At 56.6% G+C, this 26,563-nt stretch carries 19 protein-coding genes; 12 read left to right on the top strand and 7 right to left on the bottom strand.

Features of this window, described 5'->3' with window-relative positions:
- Positions 1 to 524: 524 nt before the first annotated feature.
- Entirely contained in the window at positions 525 to 1,445 is a 921-nt protein-coding gene (locus IEW12_RS25125; RefSeq protein WP_188568860.1) for a cation diffusion facilitator family transporter, read from the top strand.
- Between the two features lie 71 nt (positions 1,446 to 1,516).
- Here IEW12_RS25125 and IEW12_RS25120 read toward each other — a convergent pair whose 3' ends face one another.
- The 6 genes from IEW12_RS25120 to IEW12_RS25095 all read right to left on the bottom strand — a co-directional run bounded on the left by IEW12_RS25120 (position 1,517) and on the right by IEW12_RS25095 (position 11,098).
- The gene (locus tag IEW12_RS25120; protein ID WP_188568859.1) at positions 1,517 to 2,125 is read right to left on the bottom strand and encodes a DUF7482 domain-containing protein; all 609 of its coding nucleotides are present in this window, start codon (positions 2,123 to 2,125) and stop codon (positions 1,517 to 1,519) included.
- A 125-nt stretch (positions 2,126 to 2,250) separates the two neighbouring features.
- A complete protein-coding gene (locus IEW12_RS25115) occupies positions 2,251 to 5,028 on the bottom strand; it encodes a DUF1631 family protein (RefSeq protein WP_188568858.1) in 2,778 nt (925 codons plus the stop codon).
- Between the two features lie 225 nt (positions 5,029 to 5,253).
- Positions 5,254 to 7,887 carry a DNA topoisomerase III gene (locus IEW12_RS25110; RefSeq protein WP_188568857.1) on the bottom strand — a complete coding sequence of 878 codons (2,634 nt, stop codon included), beginning with the start codon at positions 7,885 to 7,887 and terminating at the stop codon, positions 5,254 to 5,256.
- A 428-nt stretch (positions 7,888 to 8,315) separates the two neighbouring features.
- The gene (locus IEW12_RS25105; protein ID WP_188568856.1) at positions 8,316 to 8,792 is read right to left on the bottom strand and encodes a Smg family protein; all 477 of its coding nucleotides are present in this window, start codon (positions 8,790 to 8,792) and stop codon (positions 8,316 to 8,318) included.
- Positions 8,793 to 8,882: 90 nt separating this feature from the next.
- On the bottom strand, positions 8,883 to 9,971 hold the full coding sequence (dprA, locus tag IEW12_RS25100) for a DNA-processing protein DprA (protein WP_229751337.1): 1,089 nt from the start codon (positions 9,969 to 9,971) through the stop codon (positions 8,883 to 8,885).
- Between the two features lie 26 nt (positions 9,972 to 9,997).
- Entirely contained in the window at positions 9,998 to 11,098 is a 1,101-nt protein-coding gene (locus IEW12_RS25095; protein ID WP_188568855.1) for a LysM peptidoglycan-binding domain-containing protein, read from the bottom strand.
- A gap of 295 nt (positions 11,099 to 11,393) precedes the next feature.
- Between IEW12_RS25095 and def the strand changes: the two genes are divergently transcribed.
- The 8 genes from def (at position 11,394) to IEW12_RS25055 (ending at position 19,266) form a co-directional block, all read left to right on the top strand.
- Positions 11,394 to 11,921 carry a peptide deformylase gene (gene def / locus IEW12_RS25090; RefSeq protein WP_188568854.1) on the top strand — a complete coding sequence of 176 codons (528 nt, stop codon included), beginning with the start codon at positions 11,394 to 11,396 and terminating at the stop codon, positions 11,919 to 11,921.
- A 14-nt stretch (positions 11,922 to 11,935) separates the two neighbouring features.
- Positions 11,936 to 12,898 (top strand): methionyl-tRNA formyltransferase, encoded by a 963-nt coding sequence (fmt, locus tag IEW12_RS25085; protein WP_188568903.1) that lies wholly within the window; start codon positions 11,936 to 11,938, stop codon positions 12,896 to 12,898.
- A gap of 402 nt (positions 12,899 to 13,300) precedes the next feature.
- Positions 13,301 to 14,485, top strand: a complete 1,185-nt coding sequence (locus IEW12_RS25080; protein WP_188568853.1) for a substrate-binding domain-containing protein — start codon at positions 13,301 to 13,303, stop codon at positions 14,483 to 14,485.
- Between the two features lie 70 nt (positions 14,486 to 14,555).
- Positions 14,556 to 15,326 (top strand): ABC transporter ATP-binding protein, encoded by a 771-nt coding sequence (locus IEW12_RS25075; protein ID WP_229751336.1) that lies wholly within the window; start codon positions 14,556 to 14,558, stop codon positions 15,324 to 15,326.
- Entirely contained in the window at positions 15,323 to 16,057 is a 735-nt protein-coding gene (locus tag IEW12_RS25070) for an ABC transporter ATP-binding protein (RefSeq protein ID WP_188568851.1), read from the top strand. Before IEW12_RS25075 ends, IEW12_RS25070 begins: the two co-directional genes overlap by 4 nt.
- On the top strand, positions 16,057 to 17,049 hold the full coding sequence (locus IEW12_RS25065; RefSeq protein WP_188568850.1) for a branched-chain amino acid ABC transporter permease: 993 nt from the start codon (positions 16,057 to 16,059) through the stop codon (positions 17,047 to 17,049). Before IEW12_RS25070 ends, IEW12_RS25065 begins: the two co-directional genes overlap by 1 nt.
- On the top strand, positions 17,046 to 18,107 hold the full coding sequence (locus IEW12_RS25060; RefSeq protein WP_188568849.1) for a branched-chain amino acid ABC transporter permease: 1,062 nt from the start codon (positions 17,046 to 17,048) through the stop codon (positions 18,105 to 18,107). The genes IEW12_RS25065 and IEW12_RS25060 overlap by 4 nt, the downstream gene beginning before the upstream one ends.
- A gap of 325 nt (positions 18,108 to 18,432) precedes the next feature.
- On the top strand, positions 18,433 to 19,266 hold the full coding sequence (locus tag IEW12_RS25055; RefSeq protein ID WP_188568848.1) for an alpha/beta fold hydrolase: 834 nt from the start codon (positions 18,433 to 18,435) through the stop codon (positions 19,264 to 19,266).
- On the opposite strand, the gene nhaR is transcribed toward IEW12_RS25055, so the two are convergent.
- On the bottom strand, positions 19,238 to 20,170 hold the full coding sequence (gene nhaR, locus IEW12_RS25050; RefSeq protein WP_188568847.1) for a transcriptional activator NhaR: 933 nt from the start codon (positions 20,168 to 20,170) through the stop codon (positions 19,238 to 19,240). The genes IEW12_RS25055 and nhaR overlap by 29 nt on opposite strands.
- A 169-nt stretch (positions 20,171 to 20,339) precedes the next feature.
- Between nhaR and IEW12_RS25045 the strand changes: the two genes are divergently transcribed.
- The 3 genes from IEW12_RS25045 to metH all read left to right on the top strand — a co-directional run bounded on the left by IEW12_RS25045 (position 20,340) and on the right by metH (position 26,253).
- On the top strand, positions 20,340 to 21,032 hold the full coding sequence (locus IEW12_RS25045) for a Bax inhibitor-1/YccA family protein (protein WP_229751335.1): 693 nt from the start codon (positions 20,340 to 20,342) through the stop codon (positions 21,030 to 21,032).
- Positions 21,033 to 21,138: 106 nt separating this feature from the next.
- Positions 21,139 to 22,101, top strand: a complete 963-nt coding sequence (locus tag IEW12_RS25040; protein ID WP_229751334.1) for a TerC family protein — start codon at positions 21,139 to 21,141, stop codon at positions 22,099 to 22,101.
- 405 nt (positions 22,102 to 22,506) lie between these two features.
- A complete protein-coding gene (gene metH / locus IEW12_RS25035) occupies positions 22,507 to 26,253 on the top strand; it encodes a methionine synthase (RefSeq protein WP_371874580.1) in 3,747 nt (1,248 codons plus the stop codon).
- The last annotated feature ends 310 nt before the right edge of the window (positions 26,254 to 26,563 follow it).

The raw sequence follows: 26,563 nt of genomic DNA, 5'->3' as shown, positions 1-26,563 counted from the left end.
TTGCGAACATTTGATATTTTTTAAGTTTAACTAATCTACCTAAGTAAATCAGCCGCGCTTTCTATCAAGTGCCCACATTTATTGACTGTTAATTGTTAAAGATCGGTATTCTGTAGTGCGTTTCGCTCGGTAGCTTTTGCTACTTTTGCTCTTCTCCGCTTCGCTGCAAATCGTTTTGTTTGTCAGCAGCAGAGAAACGAGATTATGTAGTATTTAATTCGCTTCGTCAACTTCTTTTTTAACTCAGCGCACTTATTTTTTACTACCGTACCAACTTGCCGTACCTCTCGCTTTTACTTCTTTCCCGTCTCGTTTCGCTCGCAAATCCAGCTTCAAAACTCGCCTTAACTGCACTGCTTGTTTCGCGCCTTTTACTGCGTGTCGCGACGGGAGCCGAACTATAGCAAGCCACCCACACACTGGCAAGCTTTTTTGTAAATTATTTTCACTGATTAGGTTTATTGCAAGATTGGATGGAAGCCGGTATGTTTATCCTTTCCCCATCTTTCTATATATAGACAAATATGTCATCCCATACCGAAGGCTCCACCAAGGCCATCTTCTATGCATTAGGCGCCAATGGCGGGATTGCTGTCGCGAAATTCGCCGCCGCAATTTTCACCGGCTCCGGCGCCATGCTGGCCGAGGCTATCCACTCTCTGGCAGACTGTACCAACCAGGTCTTCCTGCTACTGGGATTGAAAGAGGCCAAGCGCCCTCCCACCGCTTCCCATCCTATGGGTTACGGCAGGGTAGTGTACTTCTGGGCAATGATGGTCGCCTTATTGCTGTTCTTCCTGGGCGGAGCTTTCTCAGTCATGGAGGGCATAGAGCGCCTGAAGCATGCAGAGCCCTTGAAAAATCCTGTGGTCGCCCTCGCAGTGCTGGGCATCTCTGTCGTGCTGGAAGCCTTTTCCCTGTATGGCGCGATGAAGGAGATCAACAAGATTTCCGGCGGCAAATCCTTTTTTACCTGGTTCCGCGAAACCCGCCAGTCTGAACTGATGGTAGTTGCAGGCGAAGATATCGCAGCACTGGCCGGCCTGGCCGTCGCCTTTGTTGCAGTGGTACTGGCGGTTGCGACTGGCAACCCGGTCTGGGATGCGGTCGGCTCCATCGTGGTTGGCGTACTGCTGATGATTGTTGCTTTCTTTGTTACGCGCGAAGTAAAGGCCATGATTACCGGCGAATCTGCCGCACCGGAAGTGAATGACGCGATCAAGGCACATATAGAGGCACACCCGCATGTGGAATCCGTGATCAACCTGATTACCCTGCAATGGGGCGAGCAACTGATGATCGCGGTACAGGCCAAGATGCGCCGCCAGGAATCCGACCTGGCACTGGTTCATGCGATCAATGAGGTGGAAGAAAGCATACAGCAGACCTGGCCGCAGGCGAAATGGTGTTTCTTTGAACCGGATATCGAGGCCGGCAAGGACTAGACGACGGGCAAGCGCAAGCTTTTATCAGGGCCGCCATCCAGCGGCCCTGCGCTTTTCAGGCTCAGGCATACTCAAGGACGCTGTATATGGATGCGCAAATCCTGCAGCTTGCCGTCCTTCAGCGCAAACAGGATGGGGCAATTTACGACGATATCGGTCGCCTGTATGCTGACCAGCTTCTTTTCCTCGGCATCCAGCACCTCTTCCTCCGAGCGCAGTACCCGCGGCGTCGCCCCAGGCAGCCAGTTCACCATATAGACCACCCACAATGGCGTGTATTCGGTACTGGCATTGGCGTACCCGGCCGGTTGCGGCGCCGACGGAAACACGCTGCCCTGGTTGAAGTTGGGGAATTTATATACGCGGTCCACCGCGGAAGGCTGACCGGGAACCGGCGGACGCAACGCATGCCGCAGGCGCGGCACATAATTAGTCGCGGTCTGCCGCGCCATGCCCTGGTCGGACATATCGGTGGAAATGTAGTGCACCAGGCGCCCCTGATACCAGCCGGCCAGCAGGGGCAGCTCTATTGTCGCGATACTGTTTTCGTTTAATGACCCCGCCTCAGCAGCAAGGTCTTGCACTTTGCTCTGTGCCGAAGCCAGTTCCGGGGCCAGCAAGGCGGTGCCGCAGATAATAAGCACGGCCCCTAGTGACTTTAGTCCGGTTTCTTTTCGCATGAATTCCCTTGGCAGCAATCTTCAATCAATCGGGCTCGCACTCCGCAACAGGACCATGCCTTGTGCCCCAGACCGATTAGTCGCCAGAAAATTGTTTTCCTTACAGCAAGCAGAATGGCGGCTTGTCAGTGCGCAGCATGCGTAACGTGGTCTGCCGACAGCAGCAGGGATTGCACCGCGCGCTCGAATAGCGGCTCGGTTTCCAGGAAGCGTACCCGGCCATGGTCGATCAGCCGGCGGAACATATTTACGCTGACCATAGACGGAGCGGTCTGCCCGTCCAGCGTCAATACAAGGCTGGACAATTTAGGGTCTATCCAGCTGAGGCGGCCCTGGCTAGGCTTGCCACCCAGATTGATCTCCAGCGAGACGCCGCTCTGCAATCTTTCCATCACCGTCGCCTGCGCCGTTTCGGCCTCTTCAGTAGCCGGTTCGCTGGTGCCGGGCACAGCTGCCGCCAGCTCCTGGTCTCCTTCCAGCATCCTGTCTATCAGATGGACCTCGACATTCATTTCCTTGAAGGCATCATCCAGGAATTGCCTGTTTTCCGCTACGTCGCCTTTGACATCCGCAGCTGACACGGTTTCGGGATTATCGATAAATTTGCTGAAGTGCTCGTGAATCACCGGCAAGGGTGGCGAAGATTGCGCACCGTGCCCAGCCCTCAATGCACTGGTATGCGCATCCACCAGCCAGTTCAGCAAGGTCTGTTGCCTGGCACTATCCCAGCCTATCAGGCTCAAGCCTTCACGCAGGGTATTCAGGATGATGGGTAGCAGTGCAAACAACTGACTGCGGTCTTCATCCTTCAGCTTGGGCACTATGCTCCATAGCAAATCGGCAACCAGCAGGCGATAGCGGCGCGCACGCTTGGCATCGCTACGGTCCGCATGCTCGATTGCATGCACCCAGTCATCTTGCAGGAAATGCTTCAGATAAGGATCGATCGTCAGGTCGGCCAAGGCTTGCGCCATCTGCGCCGTCGTGTGCGCAAAGCGCAGAGTGCGGTTCTGCGCCTGCTCTACCGCCTGCACGGTACGTTCGACATTGTTATTGCGTGCACGCAGTTCCTGCGCAATGAAAGCATCCAGCTCATCCAGTGCCTGCGCAAAGGCCAGCGAATCCTCGGTCTCGTCATCCAGCAGCGTGGCGACTATCCTGACAATTTCGGCAGTGACATGGGTGCCGTCCGGATCCAGTTGCTTCAACCCCAGCGAGATCGAACCAATGCGATTGATCAGCAGGCGGACCGGATGACCTTTCTGCTTCAGCAGGCTGGGGTCCCGCAACGCCATCTTCAGCACCAGGAATTGCAGGCGGCCGAGCTGGGCCCTGACCTCTGCCGGCACCTGGCCGTCGCGCAAGATAAACTCGAACAGCATCGCGACGATATCTATCGTCATCTGCTCGTCCACGCCCTTGGCTTCATTATTGAGCTGCGAGCGTCTTTCCAGGATCAGGTTACGGACCTCGCCGTGCTGGTCCAGCATCTGCTCAGTCGCCGGAGTCTGGCTGCTCTGCAGGCTACGTACCGAAGCAGTCAGCGGAGAATCGACACGCTGTATCGTCGGCACATTCAAACCACCGTCATAGCGCATCTGTGAATTGGGGAACGGCGCGCCGCCGTCTGCAGCGCCACTACTGCCTGCGGCCATCTGGCTGGCAACCTTGGACTGCCAGCTTGAGCCGCCGCCGGAGAAAAAATTCCTCAGCACATCGCCAATTACCTGGCCGCTGCCCAGCCAGCCCGGCCTGGCCGCGCCTGCCTCCGCACCTGCCGATGCGTCCTGCGCGCCACCCGGCATTCCGCCGCCAGCCTGCATCCCCGGTGCGCCCGGCATCCCTGCCGACCCACCATAGATATTCGGCGCCCCTGGCATCGCTTGTCCCGGCATAGTATCTGCGAACTGCTGCTGGTTACTGCGCCCAGGCATTGCATTGGCAATACCGCCCGCCATCATGCGCACCGAATCCAGCAGTTGTTCCACCCTGCCCTTGGGGGTGTCCGAGGACAATACGCGCGACTCTATATCGTACTGTCTGCCGCCTATCTCATACTGGCCGCTGCCCATGTCGGCGGGATATGCACCGCCGCTGCCGCCTTGGCCATTTCCGCCTCCACCAGATCCACCGGAACCGCCGCCGGCAAACCCGCCGGCCATGCCACGGCCACCGGGCATCGCCGCAGCAGCGCCGTCCCCCGCATCATCGGCCAGAATATCCTCAGGCATATAGCCGGGAGGAAGGCCGGACTGGGTAGGCGATTTCTTTATTTTCAGTTGCAACTGCGCGGCGATACCGTGTTTCGCCAGTTGCGAGTTCACGCTATTGTAGATTTCGGCGACATGCGGAGCCAGGCTCTCCGCCAGTTGCGTTACCAGTATCGTGTTCAAAGCCTCGCTTTGCTCCAGCGTTTCCACCGAAGTCGTAATGCAGCGCGAGAACAGATAAGGGCGGAAAGGGTTTTCCCTCTCCTTGATCGTGTCCTGGTCAAACAGCAGCGCAACGCGGATATTCAGATCGCGCAATTGCTCTTCGGCTTCATTACGGAAATTCTGCGTAATCTGGTTGATGCGCAACTCGTCTTCCATCGCAGAAGACTCTACCAGCGACAGGGTATCGCTCTGGAAAGCCACGGTAGGCCGGAAATTATTGTAGGTCGTCTGGAAACTGCGGTTCAGCAGATTTTCCATCTCCTTGCGCATTTGCTGCACCAGGTGCTCTTGCCTGACCCGCAGCACGCTACGTGCAGTCAGCATCCAGCCTTGCTCGATGGAGGAATGACTTTGATCGGCTTTCTTGTAGAGTGCCTCAACCGAGTATGGAATAGAGGTATTGACCGCATCCACAAACGTTCGAAGAAACTCGGTACGAGTGGTCGCCAATAACGTATTCGAATCCATATTGATCCTTATCGCTTTCAAGCGACATGAGAGTCTGCCGAGGGAACCCCGGCGCCGGCTGCAATGTAATGCCCTGTAGCGCTATCGCCAGTCGGCCTGGGTAGCAGAAGCTCTGCCAAACCCAAGCCCGGATAGCGACACGCCGGTCTGAAATATGTTCAAACTATAAACGAAATACCCGGCTCCTTACCAGTCCGCTTGTAGCGCGGACGGCACAAAACAGGATCAGGCCGCCGCTTTCTTTTTCACAGCCGTCTTTTTAGCTGCTGCAGCCTTGGCCGGTGCTTTCGCGGGAGCCTTCTTCACTGCTGCTTTCTTGGTCGGTTTTTCTTCAGCCGCATCCGCTTCGGTGGCCGCAGCTTTGCCTTTGGCCGGCGCCTTGGCCTTGCGTTCTTCAAATTCGAAGCTCACCTTGCCGTCCTTGCCGCGCACCAGGAAAGCTTTGAATGGCCGGCGGGTACGTTGCGAAATGAAGCCCGGCAGCAAATCAGTCTTGCCTTCATTCAGCAGCTTGGCCATTTGTTCCGGCAAAATTTCCTGCTGCAGGATGATGCGGCCGCTGCGGAAGTCACAAGCCTTGGGCTTGGCGACCGATTTTTCACAGACATAGGCGAGGCCCATCTCGTACACGCCGCTGCCGCATTTAGGGCAAGGCCCCAGCGGTGTCTGGCCGGTGAAATCGACGCCTTCGCCGTTTTCGTCGTCGCCCTGGTTTTGGCCGAAATCAAATTCCAGCTTCAGGTTGCTATTATCGGCATCCGGCACGATCTTCAGTATCGCCGCAAACGGACGGCCCATCTTGGAACGGAAGCCCTGCAACGGTCCTATCTCGCGCTTGTTCAGCAATTCTTCCACTTCAGCCACTTCAAACTGGCGGCTGCCCGGCGTCTTGCTCATCGAGAATTCGCACTTGGTGCAAGCGAAGCGGCGATAGTTTTCCTTGACCACGCCGCCGCAATTCGGACAAGGCGTCTTCAGCGTGGCATAGTCGCCGGGGATAGTATCGTTATCGTATTCCTTGGCGCGCTTGACTATGATCTGCGTCATCTGCGCGATTTCGCGCATGAATTCTTCACGGCTGATCTTGCCGCGTTCCATCTGCGACAGTTTATATTCCCATTCTCCGGTCAGCTCGGGAGAAGTCAGCTCATCCACGCCCAAGCCGCGCAGCAGCGTCATCAACTGGAAGGCCTTGGCCGTAGGCATCAGTTCGCGGCCTTCGCGCAGCAGGTATTTCTCGTTCAGCAAACCCTCGATGATTGCAGCACGGGTTGCCGGCGTTCCCAGCCCCTTGCCCGCCATCGCTTCGCGCAGGTCTTCATCATCCACCAGCTTGCCGGCGCCTTCCATGGCGGACAACAGCGTTGCTTCCGAATAGCGTGCAGGAGGTTTGGTCACCAGGCCATTGGCGGTGATCGTTTCGGTTTTGACTTTTTCGCCTTTGGCGACCGCAACCAGGTTGCCCTTGTTTTCAGGGTCTTTTTCGTCCTGGGCTTCCTTGCCGTAAATGGCCAGCCAGCCCGGATTGGTCATGACCTTGCCTTCAGTCTTGAACTGATGGCCGGATACTTCTGTAATACGGGTCGTTACCTGGAATTCCGCAGCCGGGAAAAAGACTGCCATGAAGCGGCGGGTCACCAGGTCGTACAGCTTTTGCTCAGGCTCGGACAAATTCTTCGGCACTTGCGTCGTCGGGATGATCGCAAAGTGATCACTGATCTTGGTATTGTCGAAAATACGCTTGTTCGGCTTGACCCAGTTGCTTTTCAGAATCTGTTTGGCGAACTGGTGGTAGTTATTATTTTCAGACACCGCTTCCAGCGTGTCATTCACCGTGCTCAGGTAGTCTTCCGGCAGGTGGCGGGAATCAGTACGCGGATAGGTCAGGACCTTGTGTTTTTCGTACAGTGCCTGCGCCAGGCCCAGCGTGTTCTTGGCTGAGAAACCGAAACGCGAGTTGGCCTCACGCTGCAGGCTGGTCAAATCAAACAGTGCGGGGGCCATCTGTGTCGCCGGCTTGGATTCTTCGGTGACATTGCCCATCTTGCCGCGGCAGGCGGATACGATGGACTCGGCGGCAGCTTTGCTCCACAGGCGTTCGGCACGTTTTTCGGGATCGAACTCATCCTTCTTGAACTGATGATCCAGCCAGCGGCCTTCATAAATACCGGCAGCGCAAACGAATTCGGCCCGCACTTCCCAATAGTCGCGCGACACGAAGTTCTTGATCTTTTCTTCACGTTCAACCACGATGGACAGCGTCGGAGTCTGCACCCGGCCTACCGTCGTCAGGTAGAAACCGCCCTCTTTTGAATTGAACGCGGTCATCGCGCGGGTACCGTTGATACCGATCAGCCAATCCGCCTCGGAACGGCAGCGGGCCGCATCAGCCAGCGGCAGCATCTCGTCATCCGTGCGCAAATGCTTGAAGCCGTCGCGTATCGCACCCGGCGTCATCGACTGCAGCCACAGGCGGCTGACCGGCTGCTTGGCCTTCGCATGCTGCGCAATCAGGCGGAAAATCAGCTCACCCTCGCGGCCCGCGTCACATGCATTGATCAGTGCGGACACATCTTTGCGCTTGATCAGCTTGTTCAGCACCTTCAGCCGCGACTCGGTCTTGGCGATAGGGTTCAGCGCAAAATGCGGCGGAATCATCGGCAAATGCGTGAAAGTCCACTTGCCGCGCTTGACGTCATATTCCTCGGGAACCGCTATTTCCAGCAAGTGGCCGACCGCAGAAGACAACACATACTCGTCGGATTCGAAATACTCATCGTGCTTGGTAAAGCCGCCCAAGGTCTTCGCAATATCATTGGCGACAGAGGGCTTCTCGGCGATGATGAGGGTTTTGGTCATAGTGTGATATCTCGGATTGGTTCTTTAGCAAAACTGCCGGCTGTGCTTTGATTGTTGCTGAATTAATGCTGTTACAGCTTGATTTCTATTTTATTGCTAATTTACTAAATTAGTATCGCCTATTGCATCACGTATCCCGGCAATAACAATTTCTATAATTATTTAAGCAACAAAACCGGACCGACAGTCCAAATTAAGCGTAAGACTACCCTAATTAGGGGAATTTAGCGGGGATGATAAACGCGTTAGCTATAAAACCGCAATCGGCATGTGACTTTTGCCACCTTATTGCCGACTTAAATGCCAATTTAAGCGTCAATACCGGAGAAATGTTACAAAATGGAAATAATTATCTTGCATTCAGCTTATTCTGCTGGCGCTCACTAATAATAGCCGGCGCAAGGCAGAATAGACGCATCAATGCAATATCAGTGCAATAAGCGGGGTTCGCTCTCGTCGTCCGACAGCAGCAATTCGTCGAACATCAGCATATCCGGCTCTTTACCCTGGCTCCACAGCATCATCAGCACGATGACCTTGATCTTATCCAGAGGCACCGGTGATTCATTGATTGCCAGCGCGCGCTCAATGACGATTTCACGTTGTTGAGGATTCAACAAGGCTGCAGACTCAAGGAACTGTATGAAACCCATTGCCGGCGCACCAAGTATCGCAATCTCCTGCTGCGCATAGACGCGAAAGCCGGTAGAAAAGGGAGCAGCTTCGGGAAGTTTCTGGGCCAGGCCATTGGTGTTGTCGGCCAGCACGGTCAGCCAGTCCAGCGCTTCGGAAATTTCATCTTCCTCGAATCCGACTGCCGACAATTTTTTGGCTAAGGCTTCTGCATCCGGACAGGCATCCGGGCGATAGTACGTTTCGTAAAGGTATACAAGAATATCAAACATACTGTCACTGTATCCCCAAGGACGTTTTGAAACAAGCCCTACGCTACTTGCCGATGCGAAATTTATAAGGAAATCGCAACAGAAGAAAGCTCAGGCAACGCGCCGGTAGTTCGCTCCCGGCAACTGCTCTATGCTGCCATCCAGCTCCAGAGTTAATAGCTGTCCATGTAATTCTGCCACATCATGCCCGGTACGCAAGGCCAGAGTATCAATATGCACAGGATCGTAGCCCATTGCCGACAATAACGGATGGTCGGCCCCGGCCTCTGCCAAGCTCGCCTGCAAGGACGGCTGAGCCGGGCCCATCATCAGCTCATCCAGAATATCCTGTGCCGACTCCACCAGCTTGGCACCCTGCTTGATCAGCAGGTGGCAGCCCTTGGCCAGCGGCGAATGGATGGATCCCGGGATGGCAAATACATCACGCCCCTGCTCCGCTGCCATGCGCGCAGTGATCAGCGAACCGGATTGCGCAGCCGCTTCCACCACCAGCACGCCCTTCGCCAAGCCGGAGATAATACGATTGCGGCGCGGGAAGTTGGCGGCGATAGCCGGCATGCCTAGCGGGTACTCACTGACGATACAGCCGCCATCCGCTATCAGATGCGCCAGTGCGCGGTTGCGTGCAGGATAAACAATATCCGCACCGGTACCTATCACCGCAACAGTCGATCCCGGCCCACGCAAACCGCCCTGGTGTGCAGCGGCATCGATTCCCGCCGCCATGCCGGACACTATCGTCCAGCCTGCGCGGCTTAAGGATTCAGAAAATTTTTCGGCATTGTCTATGCCCTGCGCCGTGGCGTTACGGCTGCCGACCACCGCAATGGACGGTGCCTGCAGCAAGTCCAGTCTGCCTTTAACGTACAGGATGACCGGCGGATCCGGTATATTCAGCAGTGAGGGAGGATAGCCGGCATCGGCCAGGGTCAGCGCGGCATTGCCTGGCTGGTCGCACCACTCCAGCGTGCGGGCAATCTGGGACAGTATCTGTTCGCTTGGAGGCTGGCTCAACGGCAGTGCAATACGATCCGGCACTATCGAGCGCAAGGCAGGAAAGCCGGCAGCAAGAATTTGCTGCGGCAGGCCAAATGCCGCCAGTAACTTACGCGCGGTCTCCTGGCCTACGCCCGGCGTTTGCTCCAGGCGTATCCAGTCTGCCAGCTCAGTGTCGGACAAGCTTCCTGCTGCCACTACGGCACTGACTATTCAGGTGAGGCCACAATATCGCCGACCTGCACGGTATTGGTCACCTGCATGACCAGGCCGTAAGCAATATTATTGAATACGCGGAAGATGAACAGATTGCCGTATTTTTCATCCGGCAATTTGATCGGTTTCTTGCCGTCAGTAGGATCCGGCACTGTTTCACCGAAACGCGACAGTTCCAGCACAGTACCTAGGTTCAGGCCGCTGTTCGCACCACGGTTGATGCTGATGATATTGTTTTGCCCGCCCTGGCCCACGCCGCCGTAGACAGCTACGACCCTGCCCGCCACGGTCTGGTCTGGCGGATGCGGCATATAGTTCAGGATAGGTGTAGGCGGAATAGGAACCAGACGGTCGCCGACAGTCATTTCTTCCTTGGCATTGACCACGATGAAGCTATCGACACTGTCGCTGCCCTTGGCGGCACGGTCCAGTTTCACAGTACCCAGGAACACCGCCTCGTAGCCGATGATTTTCTTGGTTTCTGGATCCTTCAATGCCGCACCCGGACGGAATACCTGGAACGAGGTACCGCCCTTCAAGTCGCCGCGCACATAGGCCTTGTCGTTCTTGGCCAGTACCACGCGGCCTTCCTGCGTTGCCACGATGCGTGGCGCATTCAGCAGCTCATTTTCTTCAACGATCAGCGGCTGCGACAGGAAAGGCTCGATCAGGTTGGAAGGAATAGCGGGAATCGCATCCACGCCCAGTCCCTGCGTACGCAATTGCGGCGACAGCTTGGTGACACCGGATGCCTCGCCGTTTCCGCCAACAACCTGGCCCAGACGCAAGCGTCCGTTGACACGGTCGAAGTAGACGATCTGGCCCGGATAAATCCAGTGCGGATTGCGGATCTCATCGCGGTTCATGCCCCAGACTTGCGGCCAGCACCATGGGTTAGCCAGGAATTTACCCGAAATGCCCCACAGGGTATCTCCGCGGACGACGACGTGCTTGTCCGGTGCGTCGGGCAAGAAGCTGCATTTGCCAGCCAGTCTTGCTGGAGAAGCCTGTGCGTCCTGCGCATAGGCCTGCGTCGCAGCGATGGCGGGGAAGGCAAAAGCGAGAACCAGAGCGATTGTGCTAAACTTTTTCATGTATATTGTCCGATGCGTGGTACGTCATAGTGCTGTCGTAAAGGTATTCCGTTGCAGCTTATACCAATTGCCTGAGCATGAAGGTGTTTTGCGCTGGATTGTGCTGACTGGTCCCCAGTACCCGCATAATCCGCAATTTTATTCATGAAGCTCCGCTTCCACGCGTAAAATAGTGCAGCAATGATAAGACCTGCATCTGCAAAACTTGCCAAATTGAATCAAATTCTGCCCATAAATCCTTGAACTAGCAAGAAAAACCGCTTAGTTGTACTGATCCGCTGTTGCGAAATGTCTTATGTCTATATTAAATATCCTGCGTTATCCCGATCCCCGCTTACACAAAGTTGCCAAGCCGGTCACTGTTTTTGATGAACGCCTGAAAAAATTGGCCGCCGATATGGCCGAAACCATGTATGACGCCCCTGGCGTAGGCCTGGCTGCATCCCAGGTCGATGTACATGAACAACTGATCGTGATTGACATCTCCGACACCAATAGCGAGCTGCGCGTTTTCATCAATCCCGAGATTGTCTGGGCCAGTGCAGAAACCAAGGTTTACGACGAAGGCTGCCTGTCCGTACCCGGCATTTACGATGGCGTAGAACGCCCGGCTGAGGTCAAGGTCAAGGCGCTGGACCTGGACGGCAAATCCTTCGAAGTCAAGGCCGATGGCCTGCTGGCTGTATGTATACAGCACGAAATGGATCACCTGAAGGGCAAGGTGTTCGTGGAATACCTGTCGCCGCTGAAGCGCAACCGCATCAAGACCAAGATGCTGAAGGAAGAGCGTGAAGAAATCCGCAGCAAGCAGAAAGTCCGCTGATGCGTGAAAACCGCTTGCGAGTCATTTTTGCCGGCACGCCGGAATTCGCCGCAGTCGCGCTGCAGGCCCTTCATCAGGCCGGCTTTGAAATCCCGCTGGTATTGACCCAGCCGGACCGTCCGGCAGGACGCGGCATGCAATTGCAGGCTTCAGCCGTCAAGCAATTCGCGCTGCAGCATCAGATCCCCGTGGCCCAGCCGGTATCCTTGCGGCTGGACGGCAAATATCCCGACATCGCCAAAGAAGCGCACCAGCTTTTGCAGAGCACGCCGCATGACGTGATGGTGGTTGCCGCCTATGGCCTGATACTGCCGCGCTCTGTATTGGACATTCCGCGCCTGGGCTGCATCAATATCCACGGCTCGCTGCTGCCGCGCTGGCGCGGCGCAGCGCCTATACACAGGGCGATAGAAGCCGGGGATACCGAGACCGGCATTACCATCATGCAGATGGAAGAAGGACTGGACACCGGCCCCATGCTGAGCATGGAAGCGCTCACTATTGCGGCAACCGATACCACCGCCAGCCTGCACGATAAATTGGCGGACATGGGCGGCCGCATGATAGTCGCCGCACTGGAAAAATTACAGCAAGGCGAACTGCCGGCTACTCCGCAACCAGCAGACGGTGTCACTTACGCGGCAAAGATCAGCAAGGAAGAAGCGGCACTGGATTTCAGCCGGCCTGCAGACGAGCTCGCCAGGAAGATACGCGCCTTCAATCCCTTCCCGGCAGCCAATGCCGGCTACGCAGGCACGACGATCAAGATCTGGAATGCGGAAGCGGCAGAGATTCGCGCCGGCAGCTATTCCGCCGGCCAGGTGCTGGCCGCCAATCCGCAAGATGGCGTGCTGGTCGCTTGTGGCAACGGCATGCTGAAACTGACCGAACTGCAAAAGCCGGGCGGCAAACGCCTGCCGGTTGCAGAATTTCTGAAAGGCTTCGCTGTGGAAGCCGGACTACACTTCACCAAATAAAGCAGCCCCCGGAACCTGCATACCAGTTGCCGGGCTTAGTATGCTCCCGCCAGCCCCGGCCGCGCGCTCCCCTGCTTCAGTTAAAATCCGCTGCCTGGATCACTCCGCATGCGATGCAGACCACTGCACTCCCCAACAAAATAGCTCGCCTACCCCAGTAGTTCTACTGTATTGTCTTCGCAAGTTGCCAAATATAGTATCGAAAATTGCACCAGAAAACTTACTATAACGAATAATCGGAGACAGGGCAGCGCATCCGCCCGAAGAAAATATCGCAGTCTGGCCCCGGCCGGGCCGTGGCCATTTTCCCTCAATGCCTGACACCTATAACAAAGTGGCGGCGTCTTTCGTGCACATCCGATCCTGGTTTCACCATCGAAGTACTCATTATCAGGAGACATAATGAAACGCTTTGCCCTTACCGCTGTTGCTGCCGCTATTGCCGTTGTCACTCTGGCCGCTGGCGCCAAAGACATCAAGATCGCCCACGTGTATGACAAGACCGGGGCCCTGGAAGCCTACGCCAAGCAAACCCAGATCGGCCTGATGATGGGTCTGGACTATGCGACCAAGGGCACGATGATGGTCAACGGTAACAAGATCGTGCTGATAGAAAAAGACAGCCAGGGCAAGCCCGACGTCGGCAAATCGCTGCTGGCACAGGCCTACGGCGATGACAAGGTAGACCTGGCAATCGGCCCTACTTCTTCCGGCGTGGCACTGGCCATGCTGCCGGTCGCCGAAGAATATAAAAAGATACTGATAGTGGAACCCGCTGTTGCCGATTCGATCACCGGTGAAAAATGGAACCGCTATATCTTCCGCACCGGCCGCAATTCTTCGCAGGACGCGATCTCCAATGCGGTGGCGCTGGACAAGCCGGGCGTGACGATAGCCACGCTGGCGCAGGACTATGCGTTCGGCAAGGATGGCGTAAAAGCTTTCAAGCAGGCCTTGTCCGGCAAGGGAGCCAAGCTGGTGCATGAAGAATACCTGCCGACCACGACCACCGATTTCACCGCCGGCGCACAGCACCTGATTGATGCGCTGAAAGACAAGCCGGGCCGTAAAGTCATTTTCGTGATCTGGGCCGGCGCCGGCAACCCGTTCAAGATTGCCGACCTGGACCTGAAGCGCTACGGCATAGAAATAGCCACCGGCGGCAATATCCTGCCGGCGATGACCGCCTACAAGAATTTCCCCGGCATGGAAGGCGCGACCTATTACTACTTCGGCATACCGAAAAATCCCGTCAATGAATGGCTGGTCGCCAATCACTATAAAACCTACAAGACACCGCCTGATTTCTTTACCGCAGGCGGCATGGCAGCGGGCATAGCGGCGGTCGAGGCGCTGACCAAGGCCGGCAATAATCTCAGCAGCGAGAACCTGATCAAAACGATGGAAGGCATGGAATTCCAGACGCCGAAAGGGAAAATGATCTTCCGCAAGGAAGACCACCAGGCGCTGCAATCGATGTACCACTTCAAGATCAAGGTCGATCCCGCTTTTGCCTGGGGCGTGCCGGAACTGGTACGCGAGCTGAAGATAGAGGATATGAACATCCCTATCAAGAACAAGCGCTGATCCTTCCTGTATCCTGCCTTCGCCACACGAAGGCAGGATGTGCCTGCTGTCTTCACTCATCGGTATCCGCTTGAGCACATCATTAGAAACCCGCGCACTGACCGTCAATTTTGGCGGCCACGTTGCTGTCAACCAGGTATCCTGCGCCTTTGCGCCGGGCACGCTGACCGCCATCGTCGGCCCCAATGGCGCCGGCAAGACCACCTATTTCAACCTGATCTCGGGCCAGTTGCCGATCACCAGCGGCCAGGTGCTGCTGCATGGGCAAGACCTGACACAGGAAAATGCGGCAACCCGCGCGCAGCGCGGCCTGGGGCGAGCTTTCCAGTTGACCAATCTGTTTCCCCGCCTGTCGGTGCTGGAAAACGTGCGGCTGGCGATACAGGCCAGGCATAAGCTGGGGGTGCAGATATTCTCCACCTGGTTTTCACACCGGGTGCTGATCGAAGAAGCCGAACAGATACTGGAGCAGATATCACTGGGCGGCAGGCGGGATACCCCAGCCGCCGAATTGCCACACGGCGACCAGCGTAAGCTGGAAGTGGGCCTGCTGCTGGCTATGAAGCCGGATGTATTCATGTTTGACGAACCAACCGCAGGCATGAGCCATGACGAGGCTCCGGTGATACTGGACCTGATCGCCACCATCAAGCAACAGAAAGACAAGACCATCCTGCTGGTAGAACACAAGATGGACGTGGTCGAAAGACTGGCCGACCGCATCATTGTGCTGAACCAGGGCCAACTGGTGGCCGATGGAGAACCTGCCGCCGTCATGCAATCGAAGATGGTGCAGGAAGCCTATCTGGGAATTGCCGCCACTGAAGGAGCGGCAGCATGATTAACAGTAAAAGCAGCAATCTGCTGACACTGCAGGCAGTCCACACGCATATCGGTCCCTACCACATCCTGCAGGGCGTGGATCTGAATGTCGCCCACGGGCAGTTGACCATGCTGCTGGGGCGCAATGGCGCGGGCAAGAGCACAACGCTGCGCACCATCATGGGCCTGTGGCAGGCCAGCGCCGGCGAGCTCAGCCTGGACGGCGCCTCCATCAAGGGCATGAATACCGCCGACATCGCCTTGCGCGGCATAGGCTATGTGCCCGAAAACATGGGTATCTTCAGCGATCTCAGCGTGCGTGAAAACATGCTGCTGGCGGCCCGCTCCGGCCCTATGGACCCGCAGCGGCTGGAGTGGATTTTCGGCCTGTTCCCGGCGCTGAAGCAATTCTGGGAAAAACCGGCCGGCAAACTGTCGGGCGGCCAGAAACAGATGGTGGCTATAGGACGCGCGATCCTGGAAAAACGCAGACTGTATATGTTCGATGAACCGTCCAAGGGACTGGCGCCGGTGATGATCAACAGCATGATAGCGGCACTGCGGGAACTGAAAAAAGAGGGCGCGACGATACTGCTGGTGGAACAAAACCTGGCCGTCGCCCAGGCCCTGGGAGATGCGGTGGCGGTGATGGACTCCGGCCGCATTATCCATAACGGCAGTATGGCGGAGCTGAGTAGGGATACAGAGTTGCAGCAAAGACTGCTGGGCCTTAGCGTGGGAGCGCATTGATGCAACACTTATCTGACAAGCTGGGCCGCAAGCTGCCGCAAATGATCATCCCGCTGGTAATGCTGACGGGTCTGATCCTGGTGCCCAACCTGCCGACCTGGATCACGCTGACCATCGCCGGGCTGGCTATGGGCATGATGATCTTCATCATGGCCAGCGGCCTGACACTGGTCTTTGGCCTGATGGACGTGATGAATTTCGGCCATGGCGTCTTCATCGCCATCGGCGCCTTCGTCGCTACCAGCGTGCTGCTGCCGATGGCAGGCTGGATGCAGGCGGAAAATGCCGCACTCAACCTGATCGCCATCGGCATTGCGATGGCGGCGGCGGCCCTGGTCTCGGGCCTGCTCGGCTGGGCCTTTGAGCGCCTCATTATCCGCCCGGTGTATGGACAGCATCTGAAACAGATATTGATCACCACCGGCGGCCTGATCATTGCCGAACAACTGATACACGCAATCTGGGGACCGGAACAGATATCGCTGGCCCGCCCGGCCAGCCTGCGCGGCGCCTGGATTTTCGGCGATGTCGCGGTAGAAAAGTTCCGCGTGATCGCGGTCGTGCTGGGCCTGCTGATTTTCATCGCGATGTGGCTGATCCTGAACCGCAGCAAGATAGGCCTGCTGGTGCGTGCCGGCGTGGAAAATCCGGAAATGGTGGAAACCCTGGGCTACAAGATACGCAGGCTGTTCATCGGGGTCTTTGTGGCAGGTTCTGCGCTGGCCGGTCTCGGCGGCGTATTGTGGGGCCTGTACCAGGAAACCGTCAGCGCCACGATGGGCGCGCAACTGATGGTGCTGATCTTCATCGTCATCATCATAGGCGGGCTGGGGTCGGTGGGCGGCTGTTTCGCCGGGGCGCTGCTGGTCGGCCTGATGGCCAATTACGTCGGTTTCCTGGCGCCCAAGATTGCACTGGGCGCGAATATCCTGCTGATGGTGCTGATCCTCTTATGGCGGCCGCAAGGCCTGTTCCCGGTGGCATCGCGATGATCAGAAAACTCTTTTCCGGCGACCTGCCGAACAGCAAAATCCTGGCAGCGCTGTTGCTGCTGGTGTTGCTCGGCCTGTTGTTGACGCCCTTCATTTTCCCCGGCACGCGTGCGATGAACGTCGCCGCCAAGATCTGCGTTTTCATCGTGCTGGCCGCCAGCTATGACCTGCTGCTGGGTTATACCGGCATCGTATCGTTCGCGCACACGATGTTCTTCGGCATAGGCGCGTATGGCGTCGGCATCGCCATGTCCAGGTTCGATGCCGGCTGGCTGCCGCTGTTCTTGGGCGTGCTGGCGGCAATGCTGCTTGCCGTTTTACTGGCGCTGCTGCTGGGCCTGCTGTCGCTCAGGGTCAGGACCATTTTCTTTGCGATGATGTCGCTGGCACTGGCCTCATTTTTCGTCATCCTCGCATCGCAATTTTCCGACTATACCGGCGGCGAGGACGGCCTCACCTTCAGCCTGCCCGCACTGCTTTCTCCCGGCACCCAGTTTCTGGAAGAACCCTGGCTAGGGGTGGACTGGAACGGCAAGACGCTGGCCTACTACGCCGTCTTCTTCGGCAGCACCGCGCTCTTCCTGCTCTGCCTGCGCATAGTCAACTCTCCCTTCGGCCGCGTACTGCAAGCCATACGCGAAAACGACTTCCGCGTCGCCGCAATAGGCTTCAACCCCGTCACCTACCGCACCGTAGGCAACTGCCTGGCAGCACTACTAGCCTGCCTGGCCGGCGCACTATACGCCATCTGGCTACGCTATGTAGGCCCCGACACCGTGCTCAGCTTCGACATCATGATAGACGTACTACTGATCGTCGTCATAGGCGGCATGGGCTCGATGTACGGCGCAGCGATAGGCGCAGCGATCTTCGTCATCGCACAAAATTATTTGCAAGACGGCATGAAACTACTGCACAGCGGCCTGGAAGGCATCCCGCTCATCGCCAACTTCTTCCACCCCGACCGCTGGCTGCTGTGGCTGGGCGTACTGTTTGTATTGTCGGTATACTTTTTACCGACGGGCATAGTAGGAAAGCTGCGCCAGAAGAAAGCGTGATTCAAAATTTAACTCCGCACTGGTGTTGCAGTTGCCGTTGCGGTTGTTTTTGAACTTCATCCGCTGGGGACGAAGCATTTTGTGCTTCACAGAAAATGAATCAGAAATGAACGTTGTCTGAGCCGAAGGCGAGTTTCGTTCATTTCCCATTTTTTGTGATGCGCAAAATGTGATGGCGCTAGCGCCATCACCCGAAGGGCAAGTCTGCGGTCGCCTTTTGTTTGCTTACTTTATTTTGGCGAAGCAAAATAAAGTGAGTGGCTGTCGGGCCACCCCCGACTTGTATCCACGAAGTATTCCCGAATCAGTCCATAGAGCAATCAAAATGCGACCATCCTCCCACTACCTCACCATCCACCAAAGAGAACTCCACTACCTGCAATGGGGTTCCCCCCACAAACCCACCGTCCTCCTAAGCCACGGCCTGGCCAGAACCAGCCGCGACTTCGACGACCTGGCCGCAGCACTGGCCGGCGACTACCACGTGATCGTCCCCGACATGCTGGGCCGCGGCCTGTCGCAGTGGAGCCCGGAACCTCAAACCGAATACTGCCTGGAATTTTATGTAAAACTGCTGACCGGCCTGGCAGACCAGCTAGCCATCACCAGCATGCGCTGGGTAGGCACCTCGATGGGCGGCGCGATAGGCATGCTTGCCGCTGCCACCACGCTACGCGACCGCATCACCCATCTGGTGCTGAACGACAATGGCCCGCAACTGGCGGAGACAGCGATCAATCGCATCCGCAGCTACGCCGGATCACCGGCCAGCTTTAACACGGTGACCGAACTGGAAGCCTATTTCAGGCAAATCTATACCCCGTACGGCTGGCTCAGCGACGAGCAATGGCGTCGCCTGACGGAAAGCTCGGTGCGCCGCCTGCCGGACGGCAAGGTCACGCCGCACTACGATCCTAATATGGTGATGCAATTCATAGAACATGAAAATGATTACCTGCGCTGGGACGAGTACGATAGCCTGAGCTGCAAGACACTGGTGCTGCGCGGAGAAAGCTCGGACCTGCTGCTGGCAGACACCGCCCAGGCCATGACGCAGCGCGGCCCCAAAGCCACACTGGTGACGGTGGCAGGCTGCGGCCACGCGCCGGCACTGAATGTGCTGGATCAGATCACGATAGTGCGCGACTTTTTGCGCTAGCGCCAAGACCAAACAGATCCTGCTGCGCTGCGCGGCTGATTGCCAGCACCGCAGGATGGGTCAGCTTGCGCTGTACCGAGATCGCATAGAACTGCTCGCGGATTTCTTCGGTACTGCCTACCTGCACCACACCGTATTGCTTGACTACCATGTCTGCAATCGCGGAAGGCGCGGCAAAAAAGCCGGCGCCGGCCTGGCCGAAGGCGCTCATCAGCGCACTATCGTCAAACTCGCCGGTAATACGTGGGTGCAATTGTTGCGCGTTAATCCAGTGCATCAGCTTGGAACGCAAGGCCGAGTCTTCCCCCGGCAATAAGAGCGGCGCGGCATCCAGGCAAGCCGGAAAATCGGTCGCATATTGCTGCGCTAGTGCAGCAGTGGCAAAGAAACTGGTGCCGCACTCGCCCAGCAAATGGTTAAAGCCGCGCACATTGACGGTGGGCGGCATGGGGCTGTCGGTGATCACGATGTCCAGCTTGTGCACCGCCAATTCCGCCAGCAGATATTCCAGCTTGCCTTCGCGGCAATTGATGCGCAAGGTCTGCGGCAGGCTCAGTGCCGGCTCCAGCAAGCGGTAGGCCACCGGTTTCGCCACCGCATCCGAGACCCCAACCCGCAATTGCACGGTGCGCTCAGTAGGCCGGTGATGCAGCACTTCTTCCAGTTCTTGTCCCAGGGTAAAAATTTCTTCCGCATAACTAAGCACCAACCGCCCAGCCTCGGTCAGCACCAGGTTGCGGCCGCTCTTTTCAAACAACTGCTCTCCCTGGATTTCTTCAAACAGGCTGAGCTGGCCGCTGATGGTCTGCGGCGTCAAATGCAGTTGTTCGCTGGCGCGCGCGATACTGCCTGCCTTGGCGACCACCCAGAAATAGTGCAGGTGCTTGTAGTTCAGGTTACTCATGGCCAATACCCCTCAACTCATCGATTTATACGATGTATTTATCAATTATATTCGACTTTTTTTGTTTATTAGCCCGCACTACACTGTTGCTACCTTCTTTGGGAAGGTGAAGGGCTGCAATCAGGACTGAGCACTTATCCGCAGCTTTTCGACATTTCAGGAGAAAAGCATGAAATTGAATATGAACCGCGCCACGCTGCGTAATGTGCAGACGGTGGACTACATCGATGCCAGCGCCAGCGAAACCCACAAGGTCTTGCGCAATACCTATGCGCTGCTGTCCCTGACCCTGTTGTTCAGTGCGCTGACTGCTGCTGCCAGCGTCGCCCTCGCGCTGCCCGGTCCCGGCATATTGCTCACGCTGGTCGGTTATTTCGGCCTGCTGTTCCTGACCACCAAATTCCGTAACAGCGGCCTGGGCATTGCCTTCGTGTTTGCGCTGACCGGTTTCATGGGCTTCACGCTCGGCCCCATCATCAGCCGCTACCTCGGCATGCCTGGCGGCAGCGCGATTGTGATGGGTGCGATGGGTATGACCGGCGCGATCTTCCTTGGCCTGTCTGCATATGCGCTGATCAGCAAGCGTGACTTCAGCTTCCTCGGCAGCTTCCTGGCTATCGGCATCCTGGTTACCTTCGTTGCCAGCCTGGGCGCGATCTTCTTCCAGATCCCGGCCCTGTCGCTGACGATTTCCGCAGTCATGGTATTGCTGATGTCCGGCATGATCCTGTATGAAACCGGCGACATTATCCGCGGCGGCCAGACCAACTACATCATGGCCACTGTCAGCCTGTACATCACGATCTTCAATCTGTTCATCAGCCTGTTGCAGTTGCTGGGCTTTGTTAGCCGTGACGACTGATATCGAGTAGAGATTGCGTAGGGTGGGCATGCCATGCCCACGCTCTTGCCAATACAGATTTTGATGTGGCTGAAGCAGCCCTCCCAACGCAAAAGAAAGAACCATCATGATACAAACCATCGCCCAGCCCTGGATGTGGGCCGTCTTTATCGCCTTTGTGCTGGGAATGCTGCTGCTCGACGTCTTTGCGCTGGGCGGTTCGCGCTCGCACAAGGTAGGCGTGAAAGAAGCAGCCATCTGGTCCGGCGTCTGGGTCAGCTTGGCGCTGCTGTTTGACCTTGGCCTGTGGCTCTACCTGAAAGACACCGTAGGCACAGCCGTGGCGGATGCCAAGGCGATGGAATTCCTGGCTGGCTATGTGATAGAAAAATCGCTGTCTGTCGACAATGTCTTCGTGTTCCTGCTGATTTTTAGCCATTTCTCGGTACCGCTGCAATATCAGCGCAAGGTATTGCTGTACGGCGTGCTCGGCGCGATCGTCATGCGTATCGTGATGATACTGGCCGGCGTCTGGGTCGTGACCCAGTTTGCCTGGGTGCTGTACCTGTTCGGCGTGTTCCTGCTGGTGACCGGCTTCCGCATGCTGGTATCGGCGGAAAAAGAGCCGGACCTGAATGCCAATCCGGTATTGCGCTGGTCCAGGAAACTGCTGCCCTTCACCGACAATTTCCGCGCCGAGAAATTCAGCGTGGTTGAAGGCGGCAAGCGCCTGTTCACACCGCTGCTGCTGGTACTGATCCTGATCGAGATTTCCGACGTGATCTTTGCTGTGGATTCGATACCGGCGATCTTCGCGATTACGACCGATCCTTTCATTGTCTTCACGTCGAACATCTTTGCGATCATGGGCTTGCGCGCACTGTACTTCCTGCTGGCGGACATGGCGGAACGCTTCCATCTGCTGAAGTTCGGTCTCGCCTTCGTGCTGATGTTTGTCGGCGTCAAGATGTTGATTGTGCAATGGATGCATATTCCTACCGCAATCTCGCTGCTGGTCATAGGCGGCATCCTGGTCAGTTCCATCATCGCTAGCCTGGTTGCCACCCGGCCGGAGCACAAAAAACACTAGGTCGGCGCCTATAGCAGACGGCAGTAAACAGGTAGCAGCTTTGTAAATTAATTAACGGTTCCCTTTGGGGCACATCGCCAATCTAACGGTGATGTGCCCTTTTTTTGTCCATGCCTCGTCTGCCATGCGCATCCACCGTTCTTGCCTGCCTTGTTTTATTCCATCGGAAGGCGCAGAAGACGTTGCAAAATCAACCAGACCTGCTGCCCCGCTTCACCCAAGCCCTTGATTTGACGTATAATTTGACTTGGTGAACTGTAGCAGCCACTCAAAAGGCGCCTGTTACAGACCGCTGATTGCGCCGATTTGAGACTCAGATTGCGGGCGCGTAATAAGTGCAGCTAAAAGGACATAGCCCGATCCGCCTGCATAAGTCGATCGGGTTTTTTGCTTTATGAAATCAAGATGATGAATAGCCCTGCCACCGTATCCGCTACTGAAACCCATTTGCGCGACCTGCTGTCGCGCCGCATCCTGATCCTGGATGGCGCGATGGGTACCATGATCCAGCAATACAAGCTGACCGAAGAAGACTATCGCGGCGAGCGCTTCAAGGACTTCACCGGTCCCGGCCGGGAGCTGTTTGTCAAGGGCAATAATGAATTGCTGTCGCTGACGCAGCCGCACATCATCCAGGAAATCCACGAGCAATACCTGGCCGCGGGCGCCGACCTGATCGAGACCAATACCTTTGGCGCGACCACGGTGGCGCAGGACGACTACCATATGGCACACCTGGCCTATGAGATGAACGTGCAATCGGCAAAACTGGCGCGGGCTGCCTGCGACAAATACAGCAGCGCCGACAAGCCGCGCTTCGTTGCCGGCGCGCTCGGCCCTACGCCTAAGACCGCATCGATCTCGCCGGACGTGAACGACCCGGCAGCGCGCAATGTCAGCTTTGATCAACTGGTAGCCGCCTATCTTGAACAGACGCGTGGCCTGGTTGACGGCGGCGCCGACGTGCTGCTGGTGGAAACCATCTTCGATACGCTGAACTGTAAGGCCGCGCTGTTTGCGATCGATACCTATTTTGAAGAAACCGGCAAGAAATTGCCGATCATGATCTCCGGCACCGTCACCGATGCGTCCGGCCGTATCCTGTCGGGCCAGACCGTGCCCGCCTTCTGGAATTCCGTGCGCCACGCAAGGCCGCTGACGATAGGCCTGAACTGCGCACTGGGCGCAACCCTGATGCGCCCGTATGCGGAAGAACTGTCCAAGATTGCCGACACCTTCGTCTGCATCTATCCGAATGCCGGCCTGCCCAATCCCATGAGCGATACCGGCTTTGACGAATTGCCTGCCGATACCTCGTCACTGCTGAAAGAGTTTGCAGAAAGCGGTTTCGTGAATATCGCCGGCGGCTGCTGCGGTACGACGCCAGCGCATATCAGGGCGATCGCCGATCTGCTGCAACCGGTCGCTCCGCGCTTGGTGCCTGAAGTACCGTCCAGCATGAAGCTGTCCGGGCTGGAACCCTTTGTCGTCGATCACAATTCGCTGTTCGTCAACGTCGGCGAGCGCACCAACGTGACCGGCTCCAAAGCCTTCGCCCGCCTGATCCTGAACGAGCAATATGACGAGGCACTGGCCGTGGCCCGCCAGCAGGTGGAAAACGGCGCGCAGGTCATCGATATCAATATGGATGAGGCGATGCTGGATTCACTGGCAGCGATGACACGCTTCCTGAACCTGATCGCCTCCGAACCGGACATCGCCCGCGTGCCCATCATGATCGACTCGTCCAAATGGAGCGTCATCGAGGCAGGCTTGAAATGCGTGCAGGGCAAGGCCATCGTCAATTCCATCTCGATGAAAGAGGGCGAGGCTGAATTCCTGCGCCAGGCCACGCTGTGCAAACGCTACGGCGCCGCCGTGATCGTGATGGCCTTCGATGAAAAAGGCCAGGCCGATACGTATGAACGCAAGGTGGAAATCTGCAAGCGCGCCTACGATCTGCTGATCAAGGAACTGGATTTCGATCCGGAAGACATCATCTTCGATCCGAACATCTTTGCGATTGCCACCGGCATAGAAGAACACAATAACTACGCGGTCGATTTCATCAACGCGACCCGCTGGATACATGAAAACCTGCCCGGTGCGAAGATCAGCGGCGGCGTTTCCAATGTCAGCTTCAGCTTCCGCGGCAATGACCCTGCGCGCGAAGCCATCCATACGGTCTTCCTGTACCACGCCATCCAGGCCGGCATGACCATGGGCATCGTCAACGCCGGCATGGTCGGCGTGTATAGCGAACTGGATCCGGAACTGCGTGAGCGGGTGGAAGACGTCGTGCTGAACCGCCGCGAAGACGCGACCGAACGCATGATCGAATTCGCCGCCACCCTGAAAGCCGGAGGCAAGAAGGAAGAAGCGACACTGGAATGGCGTAGCGAGCCTGTGGAAAAACGCCTGTCGCATGCGATGGTGCATGGCATCACGCAATGGATAGTCGAAGACACCGAAGAGGCACGCGCCGCCATCATGGACAACGGCGGCCGCCCTATCCAGGTGATCGAAGGGCCGCTGATGGCAGGCATGAATATCGTCGGCGACCTGTTCGGCCAGGGAAAGATGTTCCTGCCGCAGGTAGTGAAGTCCGCGCGCGTGATGAAGCAGGCGGTGGCCCACCTGGTGCCGTATATTGAAGAAGAAAAGAAACGCAGCGGCGACACCAAGCCCAAGGGCAAGATCGTCATCGCGACCGTGAAGGGCGATGTGCATGACATCGGCAAGAACATTGTCACCGTAGTCCTGCAATGCAATAACTTTGAAGTCGTGAATATGGGCGTGATGGTGCCCTGCTCCGAAATCCTGGCCAAGGCCAAGGCGGAAAATGCCGACATCATCGGCCTGTCAGGCCTGATCACCCCTTCGCTGGAAGAAATGGCCTATGTCGCCAAGGAGATGCAGCGCGATCCGCATTTCCGCATGCTGAAGATACCGCTGCTGATAGGCGGCGCAACGACCAGCCGCGCGCATACTGCAGTAAAGATTGCACCGAACTATGAAGGTCCGGTAGTGTATGTGCCGGATGCATCGCGCTCGGTATCGGTGGCGCAGTCGCTGCTGACCGTAGATCAGCGCGAGCAGTATGTGGAAGAACTGGCGATCGATTACGAGCGCATCCGCGTGCAGCATGCAAACAAGAAGGCCATCCCCATGCTGAGCCTGGCGGCAGCGCGCGCCAACAAGGCCAAGCTGGAATTTTCCGGCGAGTTTGCGCCGGTCAAACCGAAGTTCATCGGCCGCCGCATCTTCAAGAACTACGACCTGGCCACCATCGCCCAGTATATAGACTGGGGTCCCTTCTTCCAGACCTGGGATCTGGCGGGGCCGTATCCGGCCATCCTGACCGATGAAGTGGTCGGCGATGCTGCCAGCAAGGTTTTTGCCGAGGGCCAGGCCATGCTGAAGAAAATCATAGAAGGCCGCTGGCTGACAGCCAACGGCATCATCTCGCTGCTGCCTGCCAATAGCGTGAATGACGACGACATCGAGATCTATACCGACGAAACCCGTAGTCAGGTGGCGTTTACCTATTACGGCGTACGCCAGCAAACTGAAAAACCTGTGATAGACGGCGTTGCCCGGCCCAATCAGTGCCTGGCTGATTTCATTGCACCGAAATCCTCAGGTGTCGCCGACTACATAGGCCTGTTTGCGGTAACCGCGGGCCTGGGCATAGAAAAACATGAGAAGCGCTTCGAAGATGCGCATGACGATTACAGCAGCATCATGCTGAAGTCGCTGGCAGACCGTCTGGCCGAAGCCTTTGCCGAACATCTGCATGAAAGGGTACGCAAGGATTTGTGGGGCTATATCAGCGATGAAAACCTCAGCAACGAGGCGCTGATCAAGGAAGCGTATCAAGGCATACGTCCGGCCCCAGGCTATCCGGCCTGCCCCGAGCATACGGTCAAGGCGGATGCCTTCAAGCTGATGCAGTGCGAAGAAATCGACATGCACATCACCGAGTCGTTCGCGATGATACCCGGCGCGGCAGTATCCGGTTTCTATTTTGCCCACCCCGAATCCAAGTATTTCAGCGTCGGTAAGATAGGCGACGACCAGGTGAGCGATATGGCAAAACGCCGTAACGTGAACAAGGAAGATGTGGAGCGCTGGCTGGCGCCAAATCTCTGATCCTGTTTCTGTGAAAAAGAGGCTATTGTTTTTGACAATAGCCTCGCCGGGCTTAGAAGCGGGACTCTAAGATCAGTACTTAGTTGCTTATTAATTGCCTAATTCATCACGGGAAAAAGCTTGCCCGGACACATTTCGCAACAGTCTCAGCACAATCATTTCCACACGGCAGCAAGAAGCGGCCTAATATCCATTAGAATACCCTCCAAGAAAACTCTTAGACTTATCCAAAATGAGAATGGCGCTTTTTATATTAAAAGCCCGGGATTTGCCGTTTAAAAAAGCGCAAACTCCAAAAGTAATGGATTTT

The organism is Parundibacterium terreum (assembly GCF_014636315.1).
GTDB classification, from domain to species: Bacteria; Pseudomonadota; Gammaproteobacteria; order Burkholderiales; family Burkholderiaceae_D; genus Undibacterium; species Undibacterium terreum.
Note: the sequence above shows the minus strand (reverse complement) of the source record. Positions and strands in the feature narration are given on the sequence as shown.

Excerpts from the sequence above, each read along its gene's own strand:
- metH (WP_371874580.1), top strand. The coding sequence starts at position 22,507 with ATGATGAATAGCCCTGCCACCGTATCCGCTACTGAAACCCATTTGCGC.
- IEW12_RS25055 (WP_188568848.1), top strand. The coding sequence starts at position 18,433 with ATGCGACCATCCTCCCACTACCTCACCATCCACCAAAGAGAACTCCAC.
- IEW12_RS25045 (WP_229751335.1), top strand. The coding sequence starts at position 20,340 with ATGAAATTGAATATGAACCGCGCCACGCTGCGTAATGTGCAGACGGTG.
- IEW12_RS25040 (WP_229751334.1), top strand. The coding sequence starts at position 21,139 with ATGATACAAACCATCGCCCAGCCCTGGATGTGGGCCGTCTTTATCGCC.
- IEW12_RS25105 (WP_188568856.1), bottom strand. The coding sequence starts at position 8,792 with ATGTTTGATATTCTTGTATACCTTTACGAAACGTACTATCGCCCGGAT.
- IEW12_RS25115 (WP_188568858.1), bottom strand. The coding sequence starts at position 5,028 with ATGGATTCGAATACGTTATTGGCGACCACTCGTACCGAGTTTCTTCGA.
- IEW12_RS25080 (WP_188568853.1), top strand. The coding sequence starts at position 13,301 with ATGAAACGCTTTGCCCTTACCGCTGTTGCTGCCGCTATTGCCGTTGTC.
- IEW12_RS25110 (WP_188568857.1), bottom strand. The coding sequence starts at position 7,887 with ATGACCAAAACCCTCATCATCGCCGAGAAGCCCTCTGTCGCCAATGAT.
- nhaR (WP_188568847.1), bottom strand. The coding sequence starts at position 20,170 with ATGAGTAACCTGAACTACAAGCACCTGCACTATTTCTGGGTGGTCGCC.
- IEW12_RS25070 (WP_188568851.1), top strand. The coding sequence starts at position 15,323 with ATGATTAACAGTAAAAGCAGCAATCTGCTGACACTGCAGGCAGTCCAC.
- IEW12_RS25125 (WP_188568860.1), top strand. The coding sequence starts at position 525 with ATGTCATCCCATACCGAAGGCTCCACCAAGGCCATCTTCTATGCATTA.
- IEW12_RS25065 (WP_188568850.1), top strand. The coding sequence starts at position 16,057 with ATGCAACACTTATCTGACAAGCTGGGCCGCAAGCTGCCGCAAATGATC.
- IEW12_RS25095 (WP_188568855.1), bottom strand. The coding sequence starts at position 11,098 with ATGAAAAAGTTTAGCACAATCGCTCTGGTTCTCGCTTTTGCCTTCCCC.
- IEW12_RS25120 (WP_188568859.1), bottom strand. The coding sequence starts at position 2,125 with ATGCGAAAAGAAACCGGACTAAAGTCACTAGGGGCCGTGCTTATTATC.
- def (WP_188568854.1), top strand. The coding sequence starts at position 11,394 with ATGTCTATATTAAATATCCTGCGTTATCCCGATCCCCGCTTACACAAA.
- IEW12_RS25060 (WP_188568849.1), top strand. The coding sequence starts at position 17,046 with ATGATCAGAAAACTCTTTTCCGGCGACCTGCCGAACAGCAAAATCCTG.